Genomic DNA, 16457 nt, shown 5'->3' with positions numbered 1-16457 from the left:
GCGCCGAGCGCGCCGGTGGTGTCGAGGCCGATCACCTCGAGGTCGTCGCTCGCGTCCGGATCGCTGTCGTTGCCGGTCAGGTCGATCGAGATCGCCGGGCCGTCCTCCGACGCCGCACCGGTGTCGGCGACCGCATTCGGGCCGTCGTTCACGCCGGTGATCGTCACCGTCGCCGTCGCGGTGTCCGTCCCGCCATTGCCGTCCGCGACCGTGTAGCTGAACGTGTCGGCCGCGGTCTCGCCCGCCGCCAGGCTCTCGAACTGGCCGTTCGGGTCATAGGTCACCCCCTCGCCATCGGGGTTGATCAGCACCGCGCCGAGCGCGCCGGTGGTGTCGAGGCCGATCACCTCGAGGTCGTCGCTCGCGTCCGGATCGCTGTCGTTGCCGGTCAGGTCGATCGAGATCGCCGGGCCGTCCTCCGACGCCGCACCCATGTCGGCGACCGCATTCGGGCCGTCGTTCACGCCGGTGATCGTCACCGTCGCCGTCGCGGTGTCCGTCCCGCCATTGCCGTCCGCGACGGTGTAGCTGAACGTGTCGGCCGCGGTCTCGCCCGCCGCCAGGCTCTCGAACTGGCCGTTCGGGTCGTAGGTCACCCCTTCGCCATCGGGGTTGATCAGAACCGCGCCGAGCGCGCCGGTGGTGTCGAGGCCGATCACCTCGAGGTCGTCGCTCGCGTCCGGGTCGCTGTCGTTTCCGGTCAGGTCGATCGAGATCGCCGGGCCGTCCTCCGACGCCGCGCCCATGTCGGCGACCGCATTCGGGCCGTCGTTCACGCCGGTGATCGTCACCGTCGCCGTCGCGGTGTCCGTCCCGCCATTGCCGTCCGCTACGGTGTAGCCGAACGTGTCGGTCGCGGTCTCGCCCGCCGCCAGGCTCTCGAACTGGCCGTTCGGGGCGTAGGCGACGCTGGCGATAGAGCCGTCAGGGTTCAGCGACGCCGTGACCTGGCCGAAGGCCGCCGGCCCGACGCTGGCGACGCGCAGCGCGTCGCCCTCGAAATCGATGTCGTTTGCGAGAAGCGCCGCCGAACCGACAAGCGTCGCGCTGTCCTCATCGGTCGTGATCGCGTCGCCCACGGCGTAGGGCGTATTGTTCGTACCGTCGAGAAGGAGCGTGTATCCATCCTCGAACTCGACAGCCTCGACCGATTTGAGCGTATCGCGTCCGCTCGGGCCGTCGAAGATCCAGCTCTTTCCGTGCTTCTCGAAAGAAAATTCGTATTCGTCAAACGTGCCCTGAAGGGCCGCCGTGTCGAACCCGTTGCCGCCGTCGATGAAATCGTCTCCCGACCCGCCGTCGATCCGGTCGTCGCCGTTGCCGGCCTTGATCTCGTCATTCCCGCCGCCGGCATGCACGGTGTCGTCACCATTGCCGGCCTTGATCTCGTCATTCCCGGCGCCGGCAAACACGACGTCGTCGCCATTGCCGGCCTCGACATCGTCATTCCCGCCGCCGGCATGCACGGTGTCGTCGCCGTTGCCGGCCTTGATCTCGTCATTCCCGCCGCCGGCATACACGGTGTCGTCGCCGTTGCCGGCCTTGATCTTGTCATTGTCGTTCTCGCCGCCGCCATCGGGATCGATATCCGGCGGGACGCCGTCAGCGCCGTAACCGAAGATCAGATCGTTTCCGTTGCCGCCGGAAATCGAGTCCGGGTCGCCGGTCCCCACCAGCGTGTCGTCGCCATTGCCGCCCTTGAGATCGTCTTTCTTGCCATGACCCATGTCGGTCTCTCCTTTCAGATGTTTCGATCCGGCAGCCTGTTCGCCATTCGCGTATGTCGGGACCCCACCACCAGATTGTCGGAGCGGAGCGTGGCGCCGCCATTCCGGACTCCCGGCCCGCCGCCGAAGACGCGGTCGCGGGCCATGCTGTCGCCCGGCGCCGTGCTGCTGGTCAGACGCGGCGTGTCGTCGTCCGCGAAGGGTACGGGCGCGAAAACGATGGCGTCGGTGCTGGCTCCGGCGTCCGGGATTGCCTGTAAAAGAGCGTCATCGCTTGCATCGGCGGCGTTCCGGACGAGAAATCTGTTCATCAAGGATTCCGCCTGGAGGCGTTATCAGTTTTTACATGAGTGATCGTGGTCAGATCATATCATTATTTTAGAATATCGGAGAGTAAGCTTCTTGTTGCACTGGAATACTTTGGAAATTTCTGGATTTCTCTGGAAAGGATTGGACGGATTTGTTCCGGGGCCGATCCGGCTTCGGCTTCGGCGCCCCCAAGTCGGTCGCGCCCGCCGGTCCGGCGGCAAGCGCGCGGCGTCGCCTCAGATGTTTCGCTTTGTCGGCGTGTGCAGGGGCAGCACGACGGCGCTGTCGGCTGAGCGCGCATCCTTGCGTGCGGATTGCGCTTCTGCGTTCGCCAGTTCCAGATCGAGCGCGAAGTTCAGCCGGGCGCTCGCGTCGACCGGGATATGATCGAACCCGCCCTGACCTTCACCGGCAAGAAAATCGAAGACGATCCGGTCGAACTTCACCGCGTCGACGATCGGCAGCCCGGAGCGGATCAACTCTTCCGCTATCGAGTGATCGGCTTCGTCGAACACGCACTCGCGCCCGCCGAGCGCCGAAAGGTCGATGCCCGGCGCCCGGATCGCCAGAAACCGGGTGACCGACGGCCGCGGGCTGGCGTCATGGAACGACAAGCCGGCCATCAGGCCGGCAAGCACGCTCGCAGGCGTGCGCGGCGCGTGCAGGATCAGGTGCACATGGCTGTCATGTCGGTCGTCGTGCAGATCAAGCGTGATGAGGCCGTTCATTGGCGAGACGCGACCGCGATGGATGAGTTCGGTGAACGGCGTCGTCTCGGTGTAGCGGGCCTTGATGCGCGAGGCGCCGCTCGACGGACCGATGATCAGGATGCCGCGCACGATCTTGCCCGCGAAGATCGGCGAGAAGGCGCGGGAGTAACAGGCGAACGTGCCGCAGAGGTGATCATCCCGCGCGGCCCTGGGGGCGTCGGCCGGGTCGGGATCGGCCGCGCCCGGCCTGGCGCCCAGAGGCGCCACCGTAGTGACCATGGCCGGGTCCAGCCCGTATGCCTTGATCACGTCGTCGGCGAACTCCTCGATCGAGCAGCTCTTGAGATGGGCGAGCGAACGGTCGAGCCGAAGCATCCCGGCCCAGTGTTCATAGACTTTCGAAGACCGGGGCGTGCTCCGACCCTGGATCCACTTGTAAAGGCTGTCCTGCTCCAGCCCCAGGGTCGGCGCGACGGTCAGGAAATGGCGGTGAAGCTCCTTCTTGGTCGCGAAGCCGAGCGCCAGAATCGTAACCTTCAGCTTCAGACCAAAGTCCCGGACCATCGTGCTCCTCCTGTTCCGAGGCCGCTTCCCGGAGTGGCGACCGTTACCGGCCCCTTCTGACGATAGCGACGCGCGCGCGACGCGTCGACCCGACCGAGGCGGTTGCGAAGGTGCGGTTCCAGACCTACCTGGATGCGGACACCGGTCTTCGGGACGCCGAGCTTCGCCAATGTCGCCTTCGCGGGCAAATGGGATTGCTCAACCAGCTGGATGATCTTCAGCTTCTCCGTGGCGGGGTATCACCGGTTCGTCGAGCGCCCCGGCGAACGAGTCTAACCCGCCTGAGAAGAGCAGCGCCTCATCGGCGGCGAAGCCGGCGTCAGGCCCGAGATCCAGATACCCTGGTCGGCGGGCGCCTTCACCTCGCGCGACGAAGGCGAAGGCATGGTGATCGTCTGATAGGAAGCTCAGGGTTTCATGCGGCATCGCGCCGACGTCCAGTCGATCTGCAATCTGGTCGGAGGCAACGAACCGCCTGTCTACGCGCCCTGCGAAGGCATGCATGGTCATGCGAACTCTCACTGAGATCGCAGTTTCACAGATATCTACGAATAAAATCAAATACTTCGCGATCGAGGAAGTCACAATTCCTCCCCCCTCCGTCCACAGATTTCCTGCCGATCAAAGCGCATTTCTACGACGTGAACCGCAGCGCAGTCCCGAGCAGCGGAGCGAAAATGAAAGGCGCGTGAGGATGTGGAGTATGACGCAGGATGAACTGGCGGAGAGGTGGCGGATTTCGCCGCGGACGCTGAAGCAGTGGCGGTGGCGCGGGATCGGCCCCCGTTACCTGAAAATTGGCGGCGGGTGATCTATCCCGAGGAGGAGGCGCTCCGCTACGAGGCGGAGCGGCTGCATCAGAATACGGCCGGGCCGCTTGCGGCGGGGGATTGGCGGACGCCCCGCCGCCCCGCTCACCATCGGGTCAAGATCCACGAGGTCTACACTGTCTCCGAGGCGGCGCCGAAGCATGCAAAAGGAGGCTCCACTTTTCCAGCATGTGAATGGCCGGATGCTTTCGCGCGGCCACCCCTCGACGGTCTGGCGGACGCATTTCGGGACAGGCGCGCATATCTCACGCAGCCGCGTGCGCACCGAGCCGGGTCAGCTCGGTCCCGAGGGCGTGGAGACGGCCTTGGCGCTCGAAGCTCAGTGTGATCCGCGAACCACCAACCATTATCACGGAGAAGCCGTGGCGGCGGCACAGCGCCGCAAGGGTCAGGGCATGGTCGACGCGCTGCTCGATGAGGTGTTCGCGCGTTAGCGTTCGAGCGCATCTGGCGGAACATGGCCTCGTCGCGCCGAAGGGGACGCAGAACCTCCGGCGGCTGCAAGATGCCGTCGCCGAGCATGCGGCGCACTTGCCTGCCGTTGTCGTGTCGCTCTGCACGCTCCTGACCGATGGGATCCAGAAACTGACAGTCCACATCGATGACCTGACGCTCCGAATCCGTCGGGAGATACAGGCCAATGAAACGGCGCAGCGTCTGAGCGCCATCCCGGGAATCGGCCCGATCACGGCCATGACCTTGGCCACCCTGGCGCCGCCCACTGACATGTTCCGCAAGGGCAGGGATTTTGCCGCATGGGTCGGACTGACCTCGAGACAGCATTCGACGGGTGGAAAAACACGATTGGGCGAGACGTCGAAGATGGGACAAAAGGACATCCGCCGCCTGCTGATCATCGGGGCGATGGCTGTCATTCAGGCGGCCGGCCGGACCGGAGGACCGAAACCCGATTCTCGGCTGGCCGGATGCTGAGCCGCAAGCCCAAGATGCTCGTGGCCGTCGCCTTGGCGAACAAGATGGCCCGGGTCGCATGGGCGCTTATCTCGCTCGGCGAATCCTACAGAGTTCCGGCATGAGGTCGTAGACCTCGCCGGATCTGGCCGAGCGGAAGTTCTGACAGGAGGTCATGGGAACGCGGGACAGCAACGGGGCGGGAAAACCAGATGTCAACGGAGCGCCCTTGAGCGCGATCCGCCAATTTGGACCCGTCCGCGGAATCGCCATGAGGGCCCGCGGCGTAGAAAGCCGCAACTTGAGGCCGGATACACGTAGGAACTCGACCGCTCCGTCCAGACCCATCTTCAGAAAATCCTTGCTCCGCCGGGGGCGTCCATACACGTTGACATTCCGGCGCGCGGCCAGAATTCAAGCACCTTGGCAGAAGTCCGCAAAGGCCGATCTTGGCCGGTCATGTCCTTCGGAAAATTCAAGATCTGCGTATCAACGCGGCGCAGCCAAGGTGGACGGCGTGGAAGCGGCCTCAGTCCTCGAAACGGGATTGGGACCGGGCTTCAATGTACGCCATGACCTCGGATAACCTCCACCGGGACGACCTGCCGAGTTTCAGCGGACCGGGAAACTCGCTGCGCTCGATATCGCGGTAGATGCTGGCGCGCGAGCGCTGGAGCATTTTGTTGAGGGTCGACATGTCAACGAGCCTGCCGGTGGGGGTGGCGCTGTGCATTGTGGTCTCCTTGTTCGGTTGCGAAGAGGAGATCGGTTCGCCGCCAGGTGGGCGGAAACGATTCGGGAAGAAATATTCAGAGGCTCTCCCCGAACCGTCGGAGCGGCTCCGCCTGATTCGGACTTGTGGCCATAGTTCAGATCACCACTATCCGGCGGTGTCGCTGGTTCGAGCGCATGAGAACAGTGACGGCTCCCAGCCATGTCGCGCCGAAAGGCTCGTGCTTTGCTGCTAGCTCTCAAACCGAAAATTTTACCCGGACTTCGCCGCAAAACCGAAAGACGCGTACATCGTCGGTGTGGAATGCGAGAGCACCGATCCCCATGAGGTCGCGGAACTGACGTGAAGAGGCGAAGATCCGTTCTGCATGCCGACAGAGCGAAATTTGGAACTTATCAACAGCACCGTCTCTTGCTACGGTTCACGGACTGCGCCCAAGCTGGGCTGCAGTCCCGGTGAAGTCCCGGAAAGAAGCAAGTGAGGAGCAGGAAAGAGGATCCGCTGCAAGTATCTGAAAGATCGAGGGAAAAAAGATCGAGGGAAAATGGTGCCCAGGGGCGGATTCGAACCACCGACACGCGGATTTTCAGTCCGCTGCTCTACCAACTGAGCTACCTGGGCCAAGGCGGAGCCGCCTGACGAGCGCCCGTATATTTGAGCGCAGATGGGGTGTCCAGAGCATTTTCTCCCGCGCGCGGCGTGAGCGGGGGGCCGCAGGGTCAGTCTTCGGGCGGCGCGTCGTCCGGCGCGGGTTCGTCCGAGGGGACGACATAGGCGCCGGAGAGCCAGCGGCCGAGATCGATATCCGCGCAGCGTTTCGAACAGAAAGGCCGCCAGCGATGCTCGGTCGGGCGGCCGCAGATCGGGCATTCAGACATCGGGCGTCAACGGCGCCGTCTCGCGCCGCTCCCTCTTTCGGCTGAGTTCGAGATGGCCGAGCGGCGTCCAGCCGGCGACCGTGGTCCGCACCGGATCCGTGGAGAGCGCCTGGCGAAGCGCGGACTCCACCGCCTTCCGGTCGGTCTTGCGCATCGGCGCGAAATCCACCGCGATCTGCCCGCCGAGCCCGCGAATGCGGAGCTGGCGCGGCAAGTCCGCCGCCGCGGCGAGATTGGCGCGCGCCGCGGCGGCGTTCGAGAGATCGCCGCCGGTGTTCACATCGACGGCGATCAGCGCCGCCGTCGGCTCGACCGCCATCCAGCCGCCTCCCGTCAGGTCGACGCGGGGGCTGCGGAGCCGGTCGATCTCGTCCCAGAGGCCGAGCCGGTCGAAGGCGCCCGGCTCGCGGATCACGTCCTCCGCGTCCCATTCCCGGAGCGCGCGCGCCGCCGCGTCGGGCGCCGCCGCGAGCCGGCCGGGCGGGCCGCCGGCGGCCAATGCGGCCTCGCGCGCCATCAACGCTTCGATCTCCGCCCTGATTTCGGCCTCGTCCGCGCCGACGGCGGCGCTCCGGAGGATGAGGCCGGCCTTGGCGCCCTCCAGCGCCGCCTCGCCGATCGCGCAGAGGCGCGCGCGCTCCTCCCGGTCCTTGACCGCCCGGGCGACGTTCACGCCCTCCGCAAGCGGCGTGAGGATGGCGAAGCGGCCGCGATGAAGCCGCCGCGCGGTCAGCGGGACCGCCTTGCCCCGCTCCGCGAAGCCGGTGACCTCGGCCAGAGCGAGATCCCCCTCGGCGACGCCGGGCGCCTCCCGGAGATAGCCGTCGACGCCGCCCGCGAGCTTGACGAGCGCGGCCCCCTGGCTCCCCAGCACCCGGCGGACGCGGACGCGGTGGATCTCCTCGATCCGGGGGGCCTCCTCATCCGCGGGAGGCTCGATCAGCAGGTCTTCGATTCGCCCCTCGACGACGAGAGCGGCCATGATCGGCGGGCCGGGCTCGATGGCGATCAGCCGGCCCTTCATTTCGCCGGCCCGTCGAGCAGGACCGGATAGCCGGCCGCCCGGAGAAGATTGGCGGATTCGGTCAGCGGCAGGCCGACGATGCCGGTGAAGGAGCCCGAGATCCAGGGAATGAGCGCCCCGGCGAGGCCATGGATGGCGTATCCGCCCGCCTTGCCGCGCCATTCGCCGGAGGCGAGATAAGCGGCGATCTCGTCCTCCGAGAGGCGCTTGAACTTCACCCGGCTCACCACCTCCCGCGCCCATGCGCGCTCTCCGCGCCTGACCGTGACCGCGGTGATCACCTGATGGCGACGGCCCGAAAGCAGCCGCAGGAAGCGTTCGGCCTCCGCCGGGTCCGCCGGTTTGCCGAGGATCCGCCGCCCGGCGGCGACGGTGGTGTCGGCGGCGAGCACCACGTCGTCGGCGCCCGCCTGGGTCGCCGCGGCCTTCTCCGCCGCCATGCGGACGCAATACGGCCGGGGCGGCTCGCCCTTTCGCGGCGTCTCGTCGATATCAGGCGGGCGGATGGCGTCAGGCGTGACGCCGATCTGCGCCAGCAACTCCCGCCGGCGCGGACTCCCCGAGCCGAGAATCAGGCGCATCTCCGGCGGCGCTTACTTGAAGCGATAGGTGATGCGGCCCTTGCTCAGGTCATAGGGCGTCATCTCCACCTGCACCTTGTCGCCCGCGAGCACGCGAATGCGGTTCTTGCGCATCTTGCCTGCGGTGTGCGCGATGATCTCATGGCCGTTCTCAAGCTCCACCCTGAATGTCGCGTTGGGCAAAAGCTCGGTCACGACGCCGGGGAACTCGAGGGTTTCTTCCTTGGCCATGCCGTCTCCGAATATGAGCGCCCTGCAATGGGCGCGTGGTAATTGACTCCAAAAGGGAGGGAAAGCAAGCGGCTGCGCGCTCAACCGCCGAATCGCTCGTGGATTCGTCTGGCGATCTGGTCGCGGGTCTGCCGATAGGCGTTGAGCTTGGCCTCCCGTTCCTCCGTCAGGCCGGTCGGATCGAGAGTCGGCCAGTACTCCACCTCGATCGCATGGTGGCGCGTGTACTCCAGCGCGCGCAGCTGCGCCGCGGGCGACAGCGCGATGATCAGGTCGTAGGAGTCGATATCCTCGCCCCAATTCTCGAAATCCTCGAAGCTCTTGACCCGGTGCCGGCTGAGATCTACGCCGATCTCGCGGCAGACCTCGACCGCGAACCCGTCCACCTCCATCTCGCTCTTCACGCCGGCGGACTGGATGAAGACGCGTGAGCCGAGCAGCTTTTTCGCCAGCCCTTCGGCCATCGGCGAGCGAACGGCGTTGTGGTCGCAGCAAAAGAGCACCGCGCCCGGAAGGCTGGCGCCATGAGGGGCCTCCTCCACTCGCTCAACCTCGGAAATGCAGCACGCAGACCAGCGTGAAAAGCCGCCGCGCCGTGTGATCGTCGGTCGTCACCTTGCCGTCGAGCCTCTCCTTCAGCACCCGGGCGCCTTCGTTGTGGATGCCGCGCCGCCCCATGTCGATCGCCTCGATCTGGCTCGGCGGCAGACGTTTCACCGCGTCGAAATAGCTCTCGCAGATCTGGAAATAGTCCTTGATGATCCGCCGGAACGGGGAGAGGGAGAGGTGAAACTCGGCCGCCGCCGCGCCGGTCTCGGTCCTCACGTCGAACACCAGCCGCCGCTCCTTCACCGCGAGATTCAGCCGATAGGGGCCGGCCGCGCGCCCGGGGAGGGCGAAGGCGTTCTCCTCCAGCAGGTCGAAAATCGCGACCTTTCGCTCCTGCTCCACCTCCGGCGTCGGCGCGGCGAGGCCGGAGGCGTCGAGCGAAATGTCGATCAGGCGGTCGGTTGACGCGTCTTCATCCATCGTGTGACGCGCTCCCATCGCGGCGCTCGTTCATCGCATCGAGCCGCCGACGCACGGAAAGCCCGTGCGCTTCGAGCCCCTCGGCGCGCGCCAGCGTCTCCGCCGCCGGGCCGATCGCGGCCAGCGCGCCTGGGCTCATCCGCGCCAGCGTCGTCCGCTTCATGAAATCGAGCACGGACAGGCCGGAGGAGAACCGGGCCGAGCGCGCCGTCGGCAGCACATGGTTCGGCCCCCCGACGTAATCGCCGATCGCCTCCGGCGTGTGGGCGCCGAGGAAGATGGCGCCGGCGTGGCGGATCTTCTCCGCCAGCGCCTCGGGATCGCTGGCGCAGATCTCCAGATGTTCGGGCGCGATCCGGTTCGCCAGCTCGGCGGCGTGGCCGAGATCGCGCGCGACGATCAACGCGCCATGCGCGCGCCAGCTTTGCGCCGCGATCGGGCCGCGCGCCAGCGTCTTCAGCGCGCGGCGGACGGCGGCCTCCACCTTGTCGGCGAAGTCCGCGTCGTCGGTGATCAGGATCGCTTGCGCGCGTTCGTCATGCTCGGCCTGGCTCATCAGATCGAGCGCGATCCATTCGGGATCGTTCAGCGAGTCGGCGATGATCAGGATCTCGGACGGGCCGGCGATCATGTCGATGCCGACGCGCCCGAACACCCGCCGTTTCGCCGCCGCGACGAAGGCGTTGCCGGGGCCGGTGATCTTGTCCACCGGCCGGATCGGCCCGGCGCCATAGGCGAGCGCGGCGATCGCCTGCGCGCCGCCGACGCGGAAGATCTCATCCACCCCGGCGAGCCGCGCCGCCAGAAGCACGAGCGGGTTCGCCGCGCCTTCGGGCGTCGGCGCGGTCATCACCAGCCGGGAGACGCCGGCGACCTGCGCCGGAATGGCGTTCATCAGCACCGAGGAGGGATAGCTTGCGAGGCCGCCAGGCACATAGAGCCCGGCGCTGTCCACCGGCGTCCAGCGCCAGCCGAGCGTCGCGCCGGCCTCATCCGTCCAGAGGGCGTTCTCGGGTTTCTGGCGTTCGTGATAGGCGCGAATCCGCCCGGCCGCGAGCTCCAGAGCGGCGCGCTCCGCCGCCGGGACGGTCCTGATCGCGGCGTCGATCTCCGCCTCGCCGATCCGCAGGGTCTCCGGCTCGGCGTCGAACTTGTCGAACCGGCGGGTGAGCTCCACCACCGCCTCGACGCCGCGCGCCCGGACATCGGCGATGATCGCGGCGACGGCGGCGTCCACGTCGGCCTCCCCCTCGCGCGCCACGTCGAGAAACGCCTCGAAGCGGCGGTCGAAATCCGGATCTGCGTGTGACAGGCGTAGCGGCATGGCGGAGCTGGCTCCCTTGGGCGAGCGACTTCGGCGGTTTATGCGGGCCGGACGCTCAACGCAAACCCGCGTCAGAAATGTTGCGGCTGGCCGCCGGCGGCCCAGGGCCGGGTCAGATCGACCAGCCCGACATTCAAGGCCTCGACCTGCATCTGCAGCGTGGCCTGCCCCGAACAGGTGACGCAAAGCAGGCCGGCGCCGTCCTCCTCCGGCTCGAACGTCATGCTGAGCAGATTGAACACCGCGTCCTTCTCCCGCGGGTCGAGGCCGGCCGCGCGGGCGCGAAGAACATCGTCGAAGGTCAGCGCCGACGCCACCCGCTCGAAGCTGCGGGTCTCACGCGCCGCCCGTTTGTGGTCCTCCCAGCGAAACCGGTAGATCAGCAGGGAGAATCTGCGCCGGCGGGGCGCGTAGTGAACATTTGCGACCTTCCCCACCGCATCCTGCGTCAACGCGGAGATCACCGAGAGATCCTCCGGACTCATCGCACGGAGACGCAGCGCCGCCTCACCGCCTTCGCCGAATGTCGCATCGCGCACCATGTTTATCCGCTCACTCTTTCTATCCGCGCGCCGCAGGCGGAGAGTTTGTCCTCCACCCGCTCATAGCCGCGATCCAGATGGTAGACGCGGCTGACGACGGTTTCGCCCTCCGCCGCAAGCCCGGCGAGCACGAGAGACGCCGACGCCCGGAGGTCGGACGCCATCACCGGCGCGCCCTTCAGCCCGGCCACGCCGCGAATCACCGCAACCGCGCCGTCGACATCGAGATCCGCGCCCATCCGCGCCAGTTCCGGGACGTGCATGAAGCGGTTCTCGAAAATCGTCTCCTCGATCCGGCTCTCGCCCTCGGCGAGGGTGAGAAGCGTCATCATCTGCGCCTGAAGATCGGTCGGGAAGCCGGGGAACGGCGCGGTTTTCACGCTGATCGGCCGGATCACGCCGTTCCGCCGCCGAACCAGCAGCCCTTCCGGCGTTTCGGCGACCTCGATATCCGCGTTCTCGAGCTGATCGGCGAACGCGGAGACGAGCGCGCGCTCGCCGCCTTCGAGCAGAACCTCGCCGCCGGCGATGGCGGGCGCGATCATGTATGTGCCGAGTTCGATCCGATCCGCGACCACGCGGTGCGTCGCGCCATGAAGGCGCTCGACGCCTTCAATCGTGATGCGCGAGGAGCCTTCGCCCTCGATCCGCGCCCCCATGGCGCGCAGGCAGCGCGCGAGATCGACGATTTCGGGCTCGCGGGCCGCGTTGTCCAGAACCGTGACGCCCCTGGCGAGCGTCGCCGCCATCAGCAGGTTCTCCGTCGCGCCCACGGAGACGACGGGAAAGGTGAACTCGGCGCCCTTCAGGCCGCCGGAGGCTTTCGCGTGGACGTAGCCGTCGCGAAGCTCCATCTCGGCGCCCATCGCCTCAAGCCCCTTCAGGTGGAGATCGACCGGCCGCGCCCCGATCGCGCAGCCGCCTGGCAGGGAGACCACCGCGCGGCCCTCGCGCGCGAGAAGCGGCCCGAGAACGAGGATGGAGGCGCGCATCTTCCGGACGATGTCGTAATGGGCGACGTGATTCGCGATGTTCGCCGCGCCGAGCGCGAGAACGCGCCCCTGCTGCAGCGCCGCGATCTCGCAGCCGAGCGAGGTCAGGAGCTCCGTCATCGTGCGGATGTCCGCGAGCCGCGGCGCGTTGGTCAGGGTCAGCGGCTCCTCGGTCAGGAGCGCGGCCGGCATCAGCGCGAGGCACGCGTTCTTGGCGCCGCTGATCGCGATGCGCCCTTTCAGCGGCGCGCCGCCCCTGACGATGATCCTGTCCATGCGCCCTCGATCCTTGCTGCGGCCCCGGATCAGCCCGATCGGCTCTCCGCGTCTTCTTCCGTGGAATCAGGCCGATTCAGCGGCGTGTCCGTGCGATTCGGGTCAAGTCCGGAAAGATCGCTCCGCGCCTTCGCCTGCGCTTTTCGGCGGCGAAGATTGCGGCGGAGGGCCGCGGCGAGCCGTTCGGCCCGTTCGGTCGCCTTCGCGTTTTCACTCGCACCCGTCATGGCTGGTCTTTAGCCGCGCGCCCGCCCCGCGTAAAGCGCCGCGGCGCGCGCCGCGTCCGGATCGGACCTTTGGGCTTGCAATCCCGCCCGCTTTGCACGAGAAACCGCCGCGCGTCAGAAGCGCATCGGCTGCTGTAGCTCAGTGGTAGAGCACTCCCTTGGTAAGGGAGAGGTCGACAGTTCAATCCTGTCCAGCAGCACCACGACGCCCAAGGGGCGTTGTCGGGCCGGAAACGTCCGGCCGGAAACATGGGCCGCGCCGAAGCGCCGGAGGCGGCGCTTCGCGGGGTCGGGCGTCTGAAGCCTTCGCTTACAGCACGCCGTATTTGTCATAGACCTCCTGAAGCAGCTTTCCCTCGATGATCTCGCGCCGCGTGTGATCCTCGGCTGCGACCTTGGCGAGCGCGGCGGCGAGGATCTCGTCGGCGGCCTTCTGCGGGATGACGACGACCCCGTCGATATCCCCGAAGACGAGATCGCCGGAGTGGATCAGCACGCCGCCGCATTCGATCGGCTGATCCATCGTCGTCATCTTGCCGCGCCCGTTGGAATCGAGCGGCCCGACGCCGCCGTGAAACACCGGAAAGCCCATTTCGCGGATCTGGCGCAGATCCCGCACCAGACCGTCGGTGACGCAGCCGACCGCGCCCCGCATCGATGAGGCGGTGGAGAGCAATTCGCCCCAGGGCGCGATCCGCGTCGTCGGCCCGTCGCAGCCGAGAACCGCGACGTCGCCGGGTTTCAGATCGTCGATGAGCGCGATTTCGAGCGCGTAGGGGTTCTCGCCCTCGGTGACCGAGTAGATGTTCATGAAGCCGCCGGTGCGGGCGCGCCCGAAGATGACCTTCGACTCGTCCGATGGGCGGACGAAGGGGCGCATCGCCTGATTCCTGTAGCCGAAACTGTCCAGCACGTCCGAAAGCACGGCGGAGTAGAGTTTTTCCGACAGGCCCTTGAAATCGATCGTCATGTATCGCCTCATTTATCGGGTGTGTTAAACGTTTAATTCACGCTATGGACTGTCAAATGGCCTGTCAACGGGCGTTTGCGCCAGGTTGGCGCCCGGATTGACGGTTGTTCAGGAGGCCCGCCGGGGATGAAGACGAAGCCGACCCTTCACACCGTGGCGCGTCAGGCCGGCGTTTCGACCGCGACGGTCTCGAAGGTGGTGAACGGCATCTGCGCCGGCGTCTCCGACGCGACGCGCGAGAAGGTGCGCGAGGCGATCGTCGCCCTCGGCTACATGCCGAACAGACTGGGCCGGAGCCTGCGGACGTCGCGCCATTTCCGGGTCGGGCTGACGATCATCGATCCGTCGCCGCGCTTTCTGGCGGACCCGTTCACGACCAATCTCGCCGCCGGGCTCGCCAACGCGCTCAGCGAACGGGGGTTCGGCTTGCTTCTTCAGCGCGTCGCGCCCGGCGGGCTCGCCGCGTTCCACCGCGCGCGCGGCGCCGAAGCGGACGCGCTCTGCCTCAACCTCTCCGGGACTCGGGCCGAGCGGGAGGCGGCGATGGAGGTCGCCGCGGCCCTTCACGCGCCCGTCGTCGTCTTTCAGGACGCGCCCTATCCGGGATTGCGCGACGCATGCTTCATCCGTCAGGACGATCAGGGCGGCGCCTTCGCGCTTGGCGACGCGGCGGCGGAGCGACGAGCGGGGGATGCGCTGATGCTCGTCGCCAATGTCGCCTGGCCCGCGGTGGAGCACCGCGTCGCCGGCGTCCGGGCCGCGCTGGAGCGCCGGGGCCGCCGGGTCGCGATTGAGGCCTGCGACGAGACCGACATGGCTGAAATCGTCGCCAGCTTTGAGGCCCGCCTCGACCGCGAGGGCGCGCCGGGGCTGGTGATCGCCCAGAACGATCAGATGGCGATCCTCGCGATGCAGGTCCTGCGGGGGCGCGGCCTCCGCGTGCCGGAGGATGTCGGCGTCGCGGGGTTCAACGCGTTCCCGTTCATCGGCTATTCCGAGCCGGCGCTGATGACGGTGCGCTCGCGCGCGTATGAGCTCGGCCGGCGCGCCTCCGACGCGATCATGACCCGGCTGGACGAAGGCGCGTTCAGAACCCGTGAGATCATCCTGCCGCTTTCGCTGGTACCGGGGGGCTCGATGTGACGGCGGCGCTGGGGAATGCGGTTGCGGCGCGGCGTGTTTCATGCCTGAGTGACGCCCTGTTCGGCCTGACGGCGCTGCGGCCGAGGGTCATTCGCGCGAAGGTCCAGATGCTCGATCGAGGGGCGGATTTCATGTCGGCGCCGGAACGACGCGGTGATCGGAAGGTCGTCTGAGATGCGCGGCGCGGCGCCCGGCGGCCGGCTCTTCTACGGGTGGGTCGTCGTTCTCGCGACCTTCGCGGTCACGCTGTTCGGATTTGGCGCCGCCTATAGCTTCAGCGCGTTCATAGAGCCGCTTCAGGCGGAGTTCGGGGCCTCCCGCGGGTCGGTTTCGCTCGTCTTCTCCCTGGCCGGATTTCTCTATTTCAGCCTTGGGGTCGTCAGCGGGCCGCTCGCGGATCTCTGGGGCGCGCGGCGCCTCACGGTCATCGGGATGCTGCTGGTCGCCGGCGGTCTTGCGCTCGCGGGCGCGGCGCGCAGTCTCTCCGAGGTGTACGTGGCTTACGGGCTTGGCGTCGGCCTTGGGGTGGGCTTCGCCTATGTGCCGGCCATCGGCGCGGTTCAGCGGTGGTTCGTGAAACGGCGCGGCTTCGCCTCCGGAATCGCCGTCAGCGGGATCGGCGTCGGCACGCTGATCATGCCGCCGGTCGCATCGTGGCTGATCGAGGGCTGGGGCTGGCGGAGCGCCTATCTGGCGCTTGCGGCGGTTGTCGCGGTCGCTGGCGCGGGCATGGCGCTCCTGATCGCAAGCGAGCCGCACGAGAGGGGGGTGGGCCCGGATGGCGACCCTATCGACGCCGGCCAGCCCGCCCTGGCGCGGGCCGGCGCCTCGGTTGGCGAGGCGGTCAGGTCGCCGCAATTCATCGGGCTTTACATCGCCTGCATGATCTGCGCGTTCGGCGTTTTCGTGCCGTTCGTGCATCTGGTCCCCTATGCGCTGGACCGGGGGATAGGCGCGCATTCTGCGGTGCTTCTGATTGGCGCGATCGGCGTCGGCAGCACGGCGGGCCGGTTCGTGCTCGGGGGCGTCGCGGATTATATCGGGCGCTTGACCTTCCTCGTGACGATGTTCGCGGGCATGGCGGCCGCGCTGCTGGTCTGGGCCGCCGCCACCGGATATTGGGGGCTCGCGGTCTTCGCGCTCGCGTTCGGCGTCTTCTATGGCGGCTGGGTCGCGATCATGCCGGCCGTGGTCATGGACCTCTTCGGCGGGCGCAACGTCATCGGCATCATCGGCGTTCTCTACACCAGCGTCGGGTTCGGGACGCTGATCGGGCCGAGCGCGGCCGGCTTCATCTTCGACGCCAGCAACAGCTACACGTGGCCGATCCTGGCCAGCGCCGCGGCGAATATCGCCGCGGCGTGCATCGTGGCGCTGATGGCGCGGGCGGCGGCGCGGGCGCCCGCGGAAGGGTAGGGGAGAGGCGCCGGCGGCGCGGCTTTGACCCGCCGGGGC

Annotated in this window: 19 protein-coding genes and 2 tRNA genes; 5 read left to right on the top strand and 16 right to left on the bottom strand. The window is 67.4% G+C overall.

Features of this window, described 5'->3' with window-relative positions:
- The 4 genes from WG921_RS15385 to WG921_RS15370 form a co-directional block, all read right to left on the bottom strand.
- On the bottom strand, positions 1-1727 hold a 1727-nt coding region (locus tag WG921_RS15385; protein WP_340110134.1), incomplete at its 3' end, for an Ig-like domain-containing protein.
- Between the two features lie 14 nt (positions 1728-1741).
- The gene (locus tag WG921_RS15380) at positions 1742-2038 is read right to left on the bottom strand and encodes a hypothetical protein (protein ID WP_340110133.1); all 297 of its coding nucleotides are present in this window, start codon (positions 2036-2038) and stop codon (positions 1742-1744) included.
- Positions 2039-2272: 234 nt separating this feature from the next.
- Entirely contained in the window at positions 2273-3310 is a 1038-nt protein-coding gene (locus tag WG921_RS15375) for a hypothetical protein (RefSeq protein ID WP_340110132.1), read from the bottom strand.
- Between the two features lie 198 nt (positions 3311-3508).
- Entirely contained in the window at positions 3509-3820 is a 312-nt protein-coding gene (locus WG921_RS15370) for a hypothetical protein (RefSeq protein ID WP_340110131.1), read from the bottom strand.
- Between the two features lie 460 nt (positions 3821-4280).
- Here WG921_RS15370 and WG921_RS15365 point away from each other — a divergent pair, with 460 nt between their 5' ends.
- Positions 4281-4574 carry a hypothetical protein gene (locus tag WG921_RS15365; protein ID WP_340110130.1) on the top strand — a complete coding sequence of 98 codons (294 nt, stop codon included), beginning with the start codon at positions 4281-4283 and terminating at the stop codon, positions 4572-4574.
- Positions 4555-5073 carry a transposase gene (locus tag WG921_RS15360; RefSeq protein WP_340110129.1) on the top strand — a complete coding sequence of 173 codons (519 nt, stop codon included), beginning with the start codon at positions 4555-4557 and terminating at the stop codon, positions 5071-5073. The genes WG921_RS15365 and WG921_RS15360 overlap by 20 nt, the downstream gene beginning before the upstream one ends.
- A 508-nt stretch (positions 5074-5581) precedes the next feature.
- Here the strand turns inward: WG921_RS15360 and WG921_RS15355 are convergent.
- The 11 genes from WG921_RS15355 to murA all read right to left on the bottom strand — a co-directional run bounded on the left by WG921_RS15355 (position 5582) and on the right by murA (position 12662).
- Positions 5582-5785 carry a helix-turn-helix transcriptional regulator gene (locus WG921_RS15355; RefSeq protein WP_340110128.1) on the bottom strand — a complete coding sequence of 68 codons (204 nt, stop codon included), beginning with the start codon at positions 5783-5785 and terminating at the stop codon, positions 5582-5584.
- 545 nt (positions 5786-6330) lie between these two features.
- Positions 6331-6406: transfer RNA gene (locus tag WG921_RS15350), tRNA-Phe, on the bottom strand.
- A 98-nt stretch (positions 6407-6504) separates the two neighbouring features.
- Positions 6505-6663 carry a DNA gyrase inhibitor YacG gene (locus WG921_RS15345; protein WP_340110127.1) on the bottom strand — a complete coding sequence of 53 codons (159 nt, stop codon included), beginning with the start codon at positions 6661-6663 and terminating at the stop codon, positions 6505-6507.
- Complete coding sequence (locus WG921_RS15340; protein ID WP_340110126.1) at positions 6656-7687, bottom strand: ribonuclease E/G; 1032 nt, start codon at positions 7685-7687, stop codon at positions 6656-6658. The genes WG921_RS15345 and WG921_RS15340 overlap by 8 nt, the downstream gene beginning before the upstream one ends.
- A complete protein-coding gene (locus tag WG921_RS15335) occupies positions 7684-8268 on the bottom strand; it encodes a Maf family protein (RefSeq protein ID WP_340110125.1) in 585 nt (194 codons plus the stop codon). Before WG921_RS15335 ends, WG921_RS15340 begins: the two co-directional genes overlap by 4 nt.
- Positions 8269-8280: 12 nt before the next feature.
- A complete protein-coding gene (infA, locus tag WG921_RS15330) occupies positions 8281-8499 on the bottom strand; it encodes a translation initiation factor IF-1 (protein ID WP_340110124.1) in 219 nt (72 codons plus the stop codon).
- An 80-nt stretch (positions 8500-8579) separates the two neighbouring features.
- Positions 8580-9041, bottom strand: coding sequence for an arsenate-mycothiol transferase ArsC (locus WG921_RS15325; protein WP_340110123.1), 462 nt, complete (start codon positions 9039-9041; stop codon positions 8580-8582).
- Positions 9042-9045: 4 nt separating this feature from the next.
- Complete coding sequence (locus tag WG921_RS15320; protein WP_340110122.1) at positions 9046-9528, bottom strand: UPF0262 family protein; 483 nt, start codon at positions 9526-9528, stop codon at positions 9046-9048.
- A complete protein-coding gene (hisD, locus tag WG921_RS15315) occupies positions 9521-10852 on the bottom strand; it encodes a histidinol dehydrogenase (RefSeq protein WP_340110121.1) in 1332 nt (443 codons plus the stop codon). The genes WG921_RS15320 and hisD overlap by 8 nt, the downstream gene beginning before the upstream one ends.
- Before the next feature lie 71 nt (positions 10853-10923).
- The gene (locus tag WG921_RS15310; protein WP_340110120.1) at positions 10924-11394 is read right to left on the bottom strand and encodes a DUF2948 family protein; all 471 of its coding nucleotides are present in this window, start codon (positions 11392-11394) and stop codon (positions 10924-10926) included.
- A gap of 2 nt (positions 11395-11396) precedes the next feature.
- On the bottom strand, positions 11397-12662 hold the full coding sequence (murA, locus tag WG921_RS15305; RefSeq protein WP_340110119.1) for a UDP-N-acetylglucosamine 1-carboxyvinyltransferase: 1266 nt from the start codon (positions 12660-12662) through the stop codon (positions 11397-11399).
- A gap of 355 nt (positions 12663-13017) precedes the next feature.
- Between murA and WG921_RS15300 the strand changes: the two genes are divergently transcribed.
- Positions 13018-13092, top strand: a tRNA-Thr gene (locus tag WG921_RS15300).
- Between the two features lie 107 nt (positions 13093-13199).
- On the opposite strand, the gene WG921_RS15295 is transcribed toward WG921_RS15300, so the two are convergent.
- Positions 13200-13859, bottom strand: coding sequence for an RraA family protein (locus tag WG921_RS15295; RefSeq protein WP_340110118.1), 660 nt, complete (start codon positions 13857-13859; stop codon positions 13200-13202).
- 126 nt (positions 13860-13985) lie between these two features.
- On the opposite strand from WG921_RS15295, the gene WG921_RS15290 reads away from it, so the two are divergent.
- Together WG921_RS15290 and WG921_RS15285 are read left to right on the top strand one after the other, a co-directional pair.
- Positions 13986-15002: a LacI family DNA-binding transcriptional regulator gene (locus WG921_RS15290; RefSeq protein WP_340110117.1), complete on the top strand. Its 1017-nt coding sequence runs from the start codon at positions 13986-13988 to the stop codon at positions 15000-15002.
- Positions 15003-15176: 174 nt separating this feature from the next.
- On the top strand, positions 15177-16418 hold the full coding sequence (locus WG921_RS15285) for an MFS transporter (protein WP_340110116.1): 1242 nt from the start codon (positions 15177-15179) through the stop codon (positions 16416-16418).
- Positions 16419-16457: the final 39 nt, after the last annotated feature.

This window comes from Paludibacillus litoralis, assembly GCF_037646705.1.
Classification (GTDB): Bacteria; Pseudomonadota; Alphaproteobacteria; order Rhodobacterales; family Rhodobacteraceae; genus Pikeienuella; species Pikeienuella litoralis.
Note: the sequence above shows the minus strand (reverse complement) of the source record. Positions and strands in the feature narration are given on the sequence as shown.